Origin of the sequence: Leclercia sp. Marseille-Q4284 (assembly GCF_916618945.1) — a bacterium.
In the GTDB taxonomy this organism is placed as follows: Bacteria; Pseudomonadota; Gammaproteobacteria; order Enterobacterales; family Enterobacteriaceae; genus Enterobacter; species Enterobacter tamurae.
Window position 1 is genome coordinate 3,054,471 of the sequence record NZ_CAKAKG010000001.1, and the last position, 13,705, is coordinate 3,068,175.

The window sequence follows — 13,705 nt, forward strand, 5'->3', positions numbered from 1 at the left end:
TTCTACCATTAACCTATGAACAAAAATACGACTGATACCCGAGATAAAATTCTCGCGACCGCTGAACAGCTCATTTACCAGAACGGTATTCATGCCACCGGTATGGATCTTCTGGTAAAGACTTCAGGTGTGGCGCGCAAAAGTATTTATCGCTATTTCGCCAACAAAGACGAAGTGGCGGCAGCCGCGCTGAAGGCACGGGATGTACGCTGGATGGAATGGTTCAGGACTGAGTGCGACAAAGCGGATACGCCGCAGGAACGCATCCTGAATATGTTCACCGTGCTCAAAGGATGGTTTGAGTCAGAGGGCTATCGCGGGTGCGCATTCATCAACACCGCGGGGGAAGTGGGTGACAGTGCCGATCCCGTTCGCCAGATTGCCAGACTGCATAAACAAAAAATCCTGGACTATGCCCTTGAACTTACCGGACAGCTAAATATTGAGCACTCCTCAGCACTGGCAAGGCAGTTGCTGTTATTGATTGAAGGTGCCATCACCATGTCACGTGTTATGGGCGATTACAGCGCCGCAGATGATGCCAAAGATATTGCTCAGCTATTACTGAAACAGGTCTCATAACAGAGGCCTGAATTCCAGAGATAAAATACTCACTGAATATCCAGTATTACTGGAGGCTTTGACACATATGTGATTAATTCAATTCCACACTGCGCTATGAAATATTAACACCCTGCATCTACTTCTATTATCGTTAATTCAAAATTAACAATAGATATCGTATTCTGTTTTTCCTTCCCTTATCCCTACCGCTATTCCTCATCTCATTAAAACCTTATTTATCAGCAAATTAAAAACCTTATCGAGTTATTTTTTTATTTTTTAACTATTTTCATAAAAACCATGTTGACGAGGTAGAACGATCGTTCTACCATCAATTCATAGACACGACGCCCCCTCTGAAAATGAATGTCAGTGCTAATGGACAATGCTGAATCATCAAATAACAGGGGAGGAATTTATGTCTGAGTTTCGTAAAGCAGGATCATACCGATCCACCCAAATTTACAGGAGTCTTTACCATGTCTGATGCACAAATCCGTCCACCGCTTCCGCCGTTTACCCTTGAATCAGCGATTGAAAAAGTAAGGCTTGCTGAAGATGGCTGGAACAGCCGCGATGCTAAAAAGGTCTCGCTGGCCTATTCTCTGGATACCAAATGGCGTAACCGCGCAGAATTTGCCAATAATCGCGAAGAAGCCAAAGGATTCCTTGAGCGCAAATGGAAAAAGGAACTTGAGTACCGTCTTATTAAAGAATTATGGGCATTTGGCGGCAACCGCATTGCAGTCAGATATGCCTACGAGTGGCGCGATGATTCAGGTAACTGGTTCCGTTCTTACGGCAACGAGAACTGGGAATTCGGCGAAGATGGTCTGATGCAACGTCGTTTCGCGTGTATCAATGATATGCCCATCAAGGAAAGCGAGCGCAAATACCACTGGCCGTTGGGGCGTCGTCCGGACGATCATCCAGGGTTATCGGAACTGGGCCTGTAGCGTCCCGGTTTATTCCTCTGCAGATAAGAGTTTCAAATTCAAATAATGCCCTGGGCTTATCAGGTCCTGATAAGCCCGATGGTTCGCTTGTGTGAAAAGCACGCAAAATAATGTTATGCATTATTAATAAGGTAACACTATGAATATCAAGTCCGCGTTATTGTCTGTCGCAATGGCGGCAGTTTCAGCCAACAGCTTTGCTGATACAACTGCCCCAGAACGTCATGTTCAACAATTCCTTAATGCGCTGAACGGTAGCGGAGGGACGCCCATTGAGCAATTGTCTCCTCAGGCAGCACGTCAGGTCTTGATTGATGCGCAGAAAGGGGCAGCACTGCCTGCGGCCGACGTCAGTGAAAAAACAATTACTGTTAATGGGCAACAAATAACACTGAATATTGTGAAGCCTCATAACGCGACGGGTACCCTGCCGGTATTCATGTTCTTCCACGGCGGTGGCTGGGTCCTTGGCGATTTCCCGACACATGAGCGTCTCGTTCGTGATCTGGTTAATGCGTCCGGAGCAGCAGCCGTTTTCGTCAACTACACGCCATCCCCGGAAGCGCATTTCCCCGTTGCGATTAATCAGGCTTATGCAGCAACCCGCTGGGTAGCCGAAAACGGAAGTGAAATTGGCGTGGACGGCAAACGTCTGGCACTGGTGGGTAACAGCGTCGGCGGTAATATAGTCGCGGCCGTAGCACTTCAGGCTAAACAACATAAAACGCCTGCTATTCGCTATGACGTCATGCTCTGGCCTGTCACTGACGCGAATTTTAATACCGATTCTTATAATCAGTATGAAAACGGCTATTTCCTGACACGCAATATGATGAAGTGGTTCTGGGATGCCTACACCACCAATGAGAGCGACAGAAATAACATTCTTGCCTCTCCGCTGCGCGCAACAACCGAACAATTGCAGGGGCTGCCACCCACTCTGATTCAGACGGCTGAACTTGATGTGCTGCGCGATGAAGGCGAGGCTTTTGGTCGCAAACTTGATGTCGCCGGTGTAGACGTGACGGTTACGCGCTACAACGGATTAATCCATGATTATGGTCTGCTGAACGCGCTGAGTGACGTCCCTGCCGTGCGGACTGCTATTGATCAGGCGGGCTATCAGCTGAAAGAACATTTGAAATAACGACAAGGTGGCCAGCGGGACTTACCGGCTGGTCATTCTCAGCATGGCTTGAATTGGTGCGATAATAGGAACAAAACCAACAGCATAAAGACATTGATTTTAAATGACTTTATTTTATTCGATCTTTTAGCATACCCCCAGATGTCAGTATGTCACACAGTTCTTTTTTTTAGTGGCGTTCAAAAGTATCAGGTATCAGCCTTGATATCTGAAATCATTCCTGTGGCATCCAAGGCTACTACTGGGTCGAATTCATGTTCACACGTTCATTCGGCCGCCAAAGATTTCATCGGGTGCTTTAAAGTGTTTATTGTTGAGTTGCTCTACAAAGAGTTTGCTTCATCATCTTGTTTACTTAGGGTCCAGGGGCATATCCCCAGCCAAAAATGAGCGGATCGCACTGTCGATTATCTCGCGAGTGAGCACCGGCTCTTCCACGATGATTTGCAAACCAATGCCGCTACGATAGCCAGATTGAATGCGGTAGCCAGGAGTAACTACAGGCGGGTTGTCGCGCATGACTTCGGCCAAGCGTTTATCAATGTAGTCGAAATAGGTTAATCCACCGAATTGAGGATAAGAAACGCGGGTACGTTCTACCACCGTATGGCTAACCACCTTCCCTTTCGCATTGTAGTTTGGTGTTGTATCCATGCGGGCTTCATCTTCCTGCTGGTTTTGACTCAACATGGCATGAGCTTCTTCAAACACCAGATTTTCCACAATATCCGCACGCGCTACGTCAATGGTAATGATCTCCGCATTCCAGTACACATCTGGCGAATTACCCAAGAATAAAACATCGCTCCAGGTCCACATCCAACCCGCAGCAATGGCCTCTGCATTTTCAGAATCGCAATCATCATAATGCAGCCCTCCGCAGCGGTGACGCTCGCGCTGGATCAGATTCTTGACGTGTTGTGTCCGGGCACGACGCCGACGGCGGGAAAGAGTATTAAATGGTTTGTTTCTGCGGATCATGGTTCACTCTGCGCGTGCTCGCTGGGAGGAATCCAGCCGCACAGTTTAACTAATGGGAATAAGGAAATCTACTTGCTAACAAGAGGTCAAAAAGTAAGGGACCAGGGCAATATGCTGCATATCATTAATGTGCAGGGACGAAGTCAATGTGCTCATAGACACGCGAATAAAAATCTATCTAGATGTCGAAAACTTATTACCGTACCTCAAGCTCACGGGTAATAGCCTTTGGCTGGCCCTCAACCATCAAGTCATACCAACGAACCTGCATTATATTGATTTGCACAGAGTGCGTCTTCGCACGTAAGCAGCCAGTTAAGCATCCCACCGAGATCTGGATCTACGTCATGAGCGCACGTTAATAGTTTTAGAAATCAAGCTAATTAGCATAATATCTCTTAACTGAAGGGATATGGAGCCGCAGAAATAAATGAAGACACGGCAGTATGCGCAAAAATCTATCTTCGATCTGGAAGCAATCTTCGAACAGTCCCGCAACAATGTTAGTGAACTTGAACAGCTGTTGAGCGAGCTGACCTTTCGCAACACTGCCAGGGCGCGGACGCTGACGTCTAAAATCGAGCAATCTCTAACTGCACTTAGCGACCGCAGCGAGATCGCCATGTCGGCTTCCAGCCCATCAACATGTAATCCCGATTCGGCGTCCATACAATTTTCTCAAGCTGTGCCCCACAATGCACCTGCAGCTGTAGAGCAACTGCAACCGAAGGCTATCCCAGACACTGCCATGCGACAGCAATTCGACAAAGGCCAAATTGATCTAGGTCCACTCCCGTCTTTCTCTCCGTCAGAAAAGGCGAATGATGCGCGAGCAATACTGGCAGCATGGACAGCCCTCGAAGCACTGTCGCCTCAAGGTTATAAACGCCCAGAGGATATGGCAACCGGCGACCGCTCCAGGGTTGCTCTCTTGGAGCGAGGTGTTCCATGGGGACCAAATGCCCGCAGCAAGCCCAGTTATAAGCTTTATTTCGAGGTCGTCCTCGGCTCCATCGCTCTCGACAAGGCGACGGACGAGCTGGTCAAGGTTTTTGGCGAGGATGAGGAGCGTTCACGCCCGGACGGTAAGAAAGCGGCCATCGGCTCGATCCTGATCGACAAAGAAGGCTATGTGCTTGAGGACAAAGGCGTTGCCGTTTCCAGTTTTGCCTGGGCACTCAAGCTGGCTCTCGATCTGAAGCTTGGAAGCTTAGGGAATTGGCCGAATGTTGAGCAGCGCATTATCGAGCATCTGGATCGAATAGTTCGCCGCCACAACGAGGATGGAGAACCCATACCGATCGATCTGAATGTTGTTCATAACGCTTATAAATGGCTTGTATCGCAGTTCAGTGTACCTGAGCATTTGGTTGAGCCACCCACATTCGCGATTAAGGTGTTTCATCATTTCAAGGCCAGGGCGCTGCCTGAACCTTCGTTACTGAATTCCTTCTATCTTGAAGATCTCAGTGAAGCAACCAAATTGCTCGAGACGGGCAAAGCCGGGGCCGGTTTGCGCCGCTACATGGGAATTGGCAGGCCTGAACAGAAAATCGACGTGCTATCGCCCATTTCCGCAGTTGAGCCATTCGTCGCACCGTCGCTCATGCCGCAGGCTCGTTGGCCTTCGAAAGGCGGCCATCCACTGGTGCTGCTTCAACAGGCTGCCGTGAATGCGGCGCGTGCTGAGCTGAATGATGCTCCAGGTATCATCGGCATCAATGGGCCTCCGGGAACCGGAAAGACTACTCTTCTGCGAGATATTGTCGTTGGGTGCATTCTTGATCGGGCCACGGCGATGTGCGGCTTCAACAAACCGCAGGATGCCTTTTCCACAACAGGCGAGAAGCTGGCATTCGGTTCCAATGCATTCCTGCATTTCTACAAGTTACATGAATCCTTGAGGGGACATGAAATCGTCGTAGCCTCCTCGAATAACAAAGCGGTCGAAAACGTTAGTAAAGAGCTTCCTCTCAAGGAAGCCAATGGTCGTCATGAACAGATCGCCTACTTCCGGTCCATCAGCGACCTGATTGCGAATCCCAAACGCGCCGGCTATTTCGAAGCCGAGGCCGAGGGGGATATCCCCTCCGACCCTGTCGAAACCTGGGGGTTGATAGCCGCTGCTCTCGGCAAGAGCAGCAACCGAGGCGCGTTCCAGCAAAGTTTCTGGTGGAATGAAGACGGTGGTTTCCTTACCTACCTGAAAGCAGCTCGCGGCTTAAACGTCTTGCGTGAGATCAAGGACGAACAAACTGGCGAAATCATCGATCGCGTGATGCCCAGCGTGGTCGTCAATGAGCGGCCCAGCACCAACGAAGCGGACGCTTTAGCGGCCTGGCGGAAAGCGCGAACCGTTTTCCTTAAACTCAAGGAGACGGTAGACGCCGAAATCACCAGCATCGAAGAGATGCGACAGGATATCCAGGCGCTCAAGGGAGCGACCACCGAACTTCAAAGGGTGGAACAGCGTCGTCCGAGTCTGAATGAAGCCGTCGAAGAGGCACACCAGACTGCTGAATCCTGCCAACGGGAGCATGAGAAGGCAAAATCGCAGATCGAGCAGGATAAGATCATGCTCGACAGCCATCTTGCTGGCCGTCCAGGTTTCTTCTCCCGTTTGTTCGCGACTACGGCCTGGAAGTCGTGGAGATCGACACTGCAGAAGCTCTCGGCGACCTTGCAGCAATCAGTCTTACGGGCGCAGAAGACAGACGGTGCCCTGGAGCTTGCAAGGACTGAGTGGAGCAATACTGAGTCCCAGTTACAGCAGCTCGACAAGGAAATTTCCAGCAAATGTCAGGCTGTCTCGAAATTGAAGGCAACCGAGGCACAGGCACGAAACCGCATGGGAGACAGGGTCGTTGATGAGAGATTCTTCGAGCGCGAGCACGAGGCCATCCACCTGACTGCGCCATGGCTTCCCGATGAGGTTCATCGCCTGCGGGAGGATCTTTTCGCCGCTGCCCTGACTGTTCATAAAACGTTCATCGATGCTTCGGCCAGCCGCTTGCAACACAATCTTGGGCTATTGATGTCGGGCATGGTGGCTGGTGCCTTCCAGTCTTCCGCTCACCGTGAACTTCTCCCCGACCTTTGGTCGAGCCTTTTCATGGTTGTGCCGACCGTGTCCACGACCTTCGCCTCTGTTCGGACGATGTTCGGGGATCTGCCATCAGAGAGCATTGGCTGGCTTCTGGTAGATGAAGCGGGCCAGGCCGTTCCTCAGGCAGCAGTTGGAGCTATCATGCGGGCAAAGCGCTGCATCGTGGTAGGTGACCCGTTGCAAATACCACCTGTAGTTTCACTTCCTGAAAAGCTGAACGCCGAAATCTGCAAGTTCTTTGACATTGACCAAGTCGAATGGTCTGCCCCCGCAGCATCTACGCAGACCCTTGCTGATCAAGCATCGCGCTTCAAATCCACCTTCGTCATGGACGTAGGTGATCGAGAAGTCGGGCTGCCACTGCTCGTTCACAGGCGTTGCCAGAACCCAATGTTCGACGTTTCTAACTCCATCGCGTATGCCAAGCAAATGGTCCATGCTGTCGGGCCTAAAAGACCTGGATCTATCGGCTCGGCATTGGGGAGATCTCGCTGGGTGGATATCAATGGCGATGCTGAGACGAAGTGGTGTCCCGATGAGGGAGAAGCGGTTGTACGAATGCTAAAAGAGCTGGCAGCATCGGGCATTAAAAATCCAGACGTATTTATCATTACACCATTCAAGATCGTAGAGCAGAACATGCGTCGGCGTCTCGACAGAGAAACCGACCTGCTGCGAACGTTCGGCGTAAAGTTGGACGAGTGGTGCCGTGATCGTGTAGGCACGATCCACACGTTCCAGGGCCGAGAAGCGGACACAGTCATCCTGTTACTGGGTGCTCCGAAAGCGAGTCAGCAAAGGGCGCGTCAGTGGGCGGCAAGCCCGCCAAACATAATCAATGTAGCCGTCTCGCGCGCCAAGCAAAACCTGTATGTGGTCGGCTCGGCTGCTGCATGGGCAGGGGCGGGAACTAGTCTTCAGGTCCTGCATCGGCAATTGGCGAAATCAGCCTGACAATCTCCGCGGTGGCCCTCATTGCTGAGGGCGCATCGCGGCTAATCTACAACCTGCATGAGGTGTTTAAATGAGTTTTATTAAATACATATATTCCAGTAAGACATCTGGACTGACTGAACTTACCGAGAAAGAGTACATGGACATGTTAGTGAATATATGTCCCGATAAGGCAGAAAAAGCCTTCGAGAAGGCATGGGCAACAAGAAATTTTGAAATTGAAATGTATTGGAAAAGAGCAACATACTTTTGGGCATTCATTGCTAGTATATTTGTAGGTTACTTTGCTTTAATTTCATCAGAAAATTATGTCAAGTATGATAGATTTAACCATGTTGAAGTGTATTTTTTGATATGTATAGGTTTTGTACTTTCGTTAGCTTGGCATTTTACTAATATAGGCAGTAAGTCGTGGCAGAGGCATTGGGAGGTTCATGTTGATTTACTTGAAGATGCCTTTACAGGCCCATTGTATAAAACCGTTCATCCCCAGCTAACATATTCTGTTTCTAAAATAAATGAAATTGTAAGTTTTGTTTTTGTTTTTATTTGGTTTCTTCTTGGCGTAAAATATTTATTTGACCAAAATCTAATTCGTTCTCTTGGAGAGACTAAATCTGTAAACTGGTTTGTTGTTACAAGCACCATCATGTCATTACTCGTTGTTTGTTCAATGATTTTTGGCCATGGCAGAGGTCGTTTTGGTTCAAGACCAATAAAAATGTACAGAAGAAATGTTTCTTATAAAAGTTAATGTCATGAGTAAATAATGACCATCAAATCTATTTACTAAGGCGTGAAATTCTATTTTCAATAAAAAGGGGCAAATAAATGCTAAGCGATGGACTTATTGAAATACTACGAGATAAAAAAATTCCGGAAAAATTGATAAATGATGTAATAGATTCAGGCTATATACTCAGAAATTTTCATGATCCATTCTCCGGTTATAAATGGTTGAGTGTTAGTGATAAGATGTATGGCAACAAGCAGCATTCCAGTTCATTTGACATTGATGATTTTGTTAAATATATCAAAGGAGATAATGTTTTCGAAAAACTACCTAGCTTCACGGAATTTACAGCGAAAAACTATAAGGATATAGAGGAAATTTTATCTGAACCAAGGAGGCAGCACTATATTAATGAAGGCACGCTTTCATTTCGTGGTCAAACATCTCAATATACTTATAAGCGAAAAATCCCGAATCCAGTAAGAGCAGATCAAAACGGAAGGGAACTATCTATATTTCCTGGTTTATATAGACAAAAAGAGGAACTGTACTCATTCAATATTATTCAAGATGAACAAAGGAGTGCCCTCAGTGTTCTTCAAGAGCTCGAGCCCAACAATCCGAACGTGTTCTTTGATAGTTCTTATTCATACGATATTATGCGGGTGGAACAGCATTATGCCACTCAAACAGCTGGTTTAGACATATCATTTGATATTGAAACAGCTATATTTTTTGCCACCTATAAGTTTCTTTTTAATTCGCATGGTAATGCATATCATAGCAAGATTAAAAAAGGCGAACATGAGGGTGTTATTTATGGATTTCGTTTTAGAGCCCCCCCAGTAAAAAAAACTGAATTTCTAATTGAAAAATTTGATTTATTTAAAACATATAGACCTGAGAGGGTTCTAAGGCAAAATTGTGCCTTACCATTATTTAGTGATTATGAACGTAACATTGCAATCACCGATTTAGATTTTATAATATATCTCGATAAAGATTTTGACTATGAGGGTAAGAGAGAACCTAGTTATATGTTCCCAAATATAAAAGAAGATCGATTCTATGGAAAACTGCTTGAATTGAAAGATGCACATCCGCATTTACTTGCTAATGTTATCGAGTATCAAGGTAGCCGAGATTAAACTTATGAGCGTTTAATGTGCCAGATAGCGATGATATTTTATAATCTCATGTGTCTGCTTCTCGCTCAAAGCAGACCTTATGACCTCGATTTCTGGCAGATCCGAAGAGTGGACATTGGTAACATCAACGGCCTCTAGACCTGCGTCTTCCTGATGATATGCTCAATACTCGGCAAGGTCTGATATCTCGTTTCATTGAATCCCTTGATGCAAAGATTACAGCACGCTACCGAAGTAAGCTGAAGCAGGGTAAACGAACATATCCCTGCCACCTGCGAGATGCCTGGGTTCGGGAGGTGGGTGAGATTAATCAGAAATCGCATTACCACATGGTGTTGTTCGTGAATAACGATACGTTCAATGGACTGGGGAGTTACAAAGAAGACGGGACGGGCCTGGCGTCCCTGATACGAGAGGCCTGGCTGAGTGCTTTACAGCTTAGTCACAGCCCAGAGCACGGGACGCTAGCCCGCTTTCCCGATAATCCACTTTATTACTTGGATATTAACTCCCCCGGTTACAGCGAGGTTTATGATCAACTGACGTTTCGCTTGAGTTACTTCGCGAAAGAGAGAACCAAATCCTACAGCCGTGAAGAGCGATCTTTTGGCTGTAGTCAGCGTTAATACCTCTTGAGGCATCTATCTAAGAGGACAATTACTTGGTAGGCAACTCCAGAAATTAATGAATACCATTCATAGTCCCTATCCTCCCCCCTGTGATTATCAACAAGCACAAACCCGTTAACATACCCTTATCTCTTCATGTCCAACGGATCACCATGCTTAATCAACAGGCACAAACACAGTCGGCTGCAGCTAAAAAAACCGGTCTCTCGTTTCTACTCATTCTCAGCGCCCTGATGGCTGTAACCTCTTTATCAACCGACATCTATCTTCCGGCTATGCCGGTCATGGCAAAAGTCTTACAGGGTGATGCAGAGCTGACAATCACAGGGTTTCTTATCGGCTTTTGCATTGCACAACTGATTTGGGGACCGATTAGCGATCGTTATGGGCGTCGACTTCCACTGTTTATCGGTTTAGGTCTGTTCATCATCGGCTCGGTGGGCTGCGCGTTATCAACAGATATCGTGCAAATAGTCTTCTGGCGTGTTTTTCAGGCGTTAGGTGCCTGTACCGGGCCGATGCTGGCACGAGCAATGATCCGTGACCTGTTTAGCCGCACTCGTGCAGCACAAATGCTTTCGACACTGATGATAATCATGGCCATTGCGCCGATTGCCGGGCCCCTGATCGGCGGGCAGATCATTAAAGTCACCTCGTGGCATGCCATTTTCTGGCTGCTGGCGATTATCGGAACATTAATGCTGATGTCTTTATTCTGGTTACCCGAAACATTACCTGCTGAAAAACGCTCGCAAGCCTCCGTAACAAGAGCCTTTCACAACTACTATGCCTTGCTCACCAACGCCAGATACATGCGGTTTACGCTATGCCTGACGTTCTACTACGTTGCAGCCTACGCCTTTATCACCGGTTCTCCGTTTGTATACATCACGTACTTCGGTGTTGACCCGCAGCATTACGGTTGGCTGTTTGCAGTAAACATTGTTGGACTGATGGCGGTGAGCATGGTCAACAGACGTCTGGTTCACCGCTATCCACTGGAAGCGTTGCTCAGGAATGCCGTATTCATTGCCGCTATTGCGGCAATAGTACTGGCGGTCACCACCGGCCTGGGCGTAGGTGGAATTACCGTGATTGTCGGCACTGTGTTCGTATTCTTCTCCATGAATGGCATCATCGCGGCGACATCCACGGCTTGCGCTCTGGACGCAGTGCCTAATGTGGCTGGCTCCGCATCGGCGCTAATGGGGGCATTACAATACGGCAGCGGCATCATCTCTTCACTGCTTCTTGCCTTGTTCAGTGATGGCACACCCTGGACGATGGGCTGGATAATTGCGTTGTTTACAGCAGCCAGCGCCCTGATGGCACTGACCGTTCAGATAAAAAAATAAAACGTCGTTATTGATGCCAGACGACACTTTCGTCCAGAGATACCCGCCCTTCCCTGTAACTCAGGGAGGGATGCGTTTCATCTGGGATCCCAAAAGAAATACCGTAAAGCAGCCTGAAGCCCTCAGGAACATTTAATATTCGACGCACCGTTTGGGCAAAATAACTCAGCACTGCCTGTGGAACGCCTGCGTAACCGCGAGCTGCCAGGGAAAGCAGGAATGTCTGGGCATACATACCGGCGTCCGAGGCTACGCGAACGTTGTCCCCTACAGCAGGAATGAACAGCAGGGCAACATGAGGCGCGCCGAAAAACCTCACATTACGCTCGACCACTTCTGAGCGACTTAAGCAATCCCCCCGCGCAACGCCCAGTGCCTGATAGTACGAGCGCCCCTGCTCCAAAGCCCGTTGCCTGAATGGCTCGGGATAAGCTTCTTTATCAAACGTAAAATCAAGACTGTAGTTCCCCGCCCTCAGATCTTCCGTCAGTGCGTGGCTTAATTCACGAAGTTTATCTCCTGCAACGATATGCAGGGACCAGGGTTGAGTATTGCAGTTGGATGGTGCGCACTGCGCTTCGAGCAAAATGTCTTTGAGGATATCGCTGGGGATAGGAGATGGAAGAAAGGCTCTTGCCGAGTACCTGTTTTTTACTACCTCGCTAAATGTTGGCTCTTGCGAACTCATTTGCTTCTCCGCCTGAAAGTAATTTGAAGTGAATGATTCACTCTCTCCCGATCCATCCTGTCACATCAGGCCCATCGTTTTCATTGCTGGTTCCAGATTAGGTCTATGAATTCCATTCATAACGTCTATTTAAGCAGCGTAATTATCTTTAACCGCAACTTCGTTAATCTGGGTCTATCGCGTGAATACGCAAGCGGAAAGTGGCTACAGCTGATGGACATACCCCAGCCTGCGCGGCTGGGGCGTCATCGGAGGCTAGCTAAATATTCTTATCGAAGAAGACGTCTAACTTTTGCATCGCCTGGTCAACGTACTTTGGCACCCAATACGTCTCGATATGGGTAGCGCCATCGATCAGGAAGAGTTCTTTGTTCTTCGTACCGGTGGCTTTCGCGAACGCATCTTCAGTCATATAGAGCGTATCCGCTTTTGTGCCGGCAATCATCAGCAGCGGTTTATTGATGAGATTGATATGGTCCGTTACGTCAAAGCTCATCAAATCCAGAAGACTGCTGGTGGTGTATTTAAACGTGGAGTTCGGGTGGGCATGGGTTTTCCAGTAGTACTCGTAGCCCTGGCGATACAAGGCAAAGGGTAATTTAGCAATCTGTTCATCAGTCAGGTTGGCATCGCCGGAGTAAAGTACTTCTCCTCCGGCGGCTTCCTGAGCACGTGCGTCAGAAGCCTGCTGAAGACGCTGCTGGATAGTATCCAGCTGTGAATCCTGCATACCGTTGCGGCGCACAAGGCCTGAATTGAACATGCTGATGGTTGCTATCGATTTGAACCGCTTGTCAGTTTCGGCCGCAACAAGTGAATACCCGCCGCCTCCGCAAATACCCAGCAGACCAAGGCGGGCGGTATCTACACCGGGATACTGGCTGATGTAGTCAGCCATGCCGTGGATATCCTCAATACGATTAGCGGGTTTATCCACGCTGCGCGGCATCCCACCGCTGGCACCCTGATAAGCCGCGTCGGCGGTAATCGTGATGTAGCCCTGTTCGGCGAGACGCTGGGCATACAACCCGGCGACCTGTTCTTTTACGCCGCCATTAGGATGTGCCACCACTACAGCAGGGTATTTTTTGGCGGGATCGTAGTTAGCAGGGGTATAGACATTCGCAGCAATCTGGATGCCATGCAGATCGTATTTCACGGGATGAATGTTGACCTTGCCTTTGACGTTCTCAGTTATGGCACCGTCATAGACGAGTGTGAATGGATTTTTTTTGTAATCAGCCGCATTGACTGAGGTCACTCCGGCCATTGCCGTGAGTAGCATTGCACTGATAAGCGTGAATTTCATGGTCTCTCCCGATGAGTGTCGGCCTGGTTATACAGGCTCGCGGAATCAAATTTGCAGGCTCAGATTAGGCGGAGAGGGCTGTCAGCATCGTGACAGGGAAATAACATTTTTGTCAGGAAACAGGCTGGGATGGGA

The 13,705-nt window shown here is 48.3% G+C and carries 10 protein-coding genes and 1 pseudogene; 8 read left to right on the plus strand and 3 right to left on the minus strand.

Annotated features, from left to right (window positions below; genetic code table 11):
- Positions 1–15 precede the first annotated feature (15 nt).
- The 3 genes from LG383_RS14425 to LG383_RS14435 all read left to right on the plus strand — a co-directional run bounded on the left by LG383_RS14425 (position 16) and on the right by LG383_RS14435 (position 2,667).
- A complete protein-coding gene (locus LG383_RS14425) occupies positions 16–582 on the plus strand; it encodes a TetR/AcrR family transcriptional regulator (RefSeq protein ID WP_225759442.1) in 567 nt (188 codons plus the stop codon).
- A gap of 461 nt (positions 583–1,043) precedes the next feature.
- A complete protein-coding gene (locus tag LG383_RS14430; protein ID WP_225759443.1) occupies positions 1,044–1,520 on the plus strand; it encodes a DUF1348 family protein in 477 nt (158 codons plus the stop codon).
- A 172-nt stretch (positions 1,521–1,692) separates the two neighbouring features.
- Positions 1,693–2,667 (plus strand): alpha/beta hydrolase, encoded by a 975-nt coding sequence (locus LG383_RS14435; protein WP_370635168.1) that lies wholly within the window; start codon positions 1,693–1,695, stop codon positions 2,665–2,667.
- A 351-nt stretch (positions 2,668–3,018) separates the two neighbouring features.
- Here LG383_RS14435 and LG383_RS14440 read toward each other — a convergent pair whose 3' ends face one another.
- Positions 3,019–3,648, minus strand: a complete 630-nt coding sequence (locus LG383_RS14440) for a hypothetical protein (protein WP_225759445.1) — start codon at positions 3,646–3,648, stop codon at positions 3,019–3,021.
- A 430-nt stretch (positions 3,649–4,078) separates the two neighbouring features.
- On the opposite strand from LG383_RS14440, the gene LG383_RS14445 reads away from it, so the two are divergent.
- The 5 genes and pseudogenes from LG383_RS14445 (at position 4,079) to LG383_RS14465 (ending at position 11,573) form a co-directional block, all read left to right on the plus strand.
- Positions 4,079–7,708 carry an ATP-binding protein gene (locus tag LG383_RS14445; protein WP_225759446.1) on the plus strand — a complete coding sequence of 1,210 codons (3,630 nt, stop codon included), beginning with the start codon at positions 4,079–4,081 and terminating at the stop codon, positions 7,706–7,708.
- Positions 7,709–7,778: 70 nt separating this feature from the next.
- Positions 7,779–8,462 carry a hypothetical protein gene (locus tag LG383_RS14450; protein ID WP_225759447.1) on the plus strand — a complete coding sequence of 228 codons (684 nt, stop codon included), beginning with the start codon at positions 7,779–7,781 and terminating at the stop codon, positions 8,460–8,462.
- Positions 8,463–8,539: 77 nt separating this feature from the next.
- Positions 8,540–9,589, plus strand: a complete 1,050-nt coding sequence (locus tag LG383_RS14455) for a hypothetical protein (protein ID WP_225759448.1) — start codon at positions 8,540–8,542, stop codon at positions 9,587–9,589.
- A gap of 134 nt (positions 9,590–9,723) precedes the next feature.
- Positions 9,724–10,215: pseudogene (locus LG383_RS14460) on the plus strand (inovirus Gp2 family protein); the annotation flags it as partial.
- Positions 10,216–10,370: 155 nt separating this feature from the next.
- The gene (locus LG383_RS14465) at positions 10,371–11,573 is read left to right on the plus strand and encodes a multidrug effflux MFS transporter (protein ID WP_225759449.1); all 1,203 of its coding nucleotides are present in this window, start codon (positions 10,371–10,373) and stop codon (positions 11,571–11,573) included.
- A 7-nt stretch (positions 11,574–11,580) separates the two neighbouring features.
- Here LG383_RS14465 and LG383_RS14470 read toward each other — a convergent pair whose 3' ends face one another.
- Together LG383_RS14470 and LG383_RS14475 are read right to left on the minus strand one after the other, a co-directional pair.
- Positions 11,581–12,261 carry a nitroreductase gene (locus tag LG383_RS14470; RefSeq protein ID WP_225759450.1) on the minus strand — a complete coding sequence of 227 codons (681 nt, stop codon included), beginning with the start codon at positions 12,259–12,261 and terminating at the stop codon, positions 11,581–11,583.
- Between the two features lie 259 nt (positions 12,262–12,520).
- Positions 12,521–13,546 (minus strand): alpha/beta hydrolase, encoded by a 1,026-nt coding sequence (locus LG383_RS14475; protein ID WP_225759542.1) that lies wholly within the window; start codon positions 13,544–13,546, stop codon positions 12,521–12,523.
- Between the last annotated feature and the right edge of the window lie 159 nt (positions 13,547–13,705).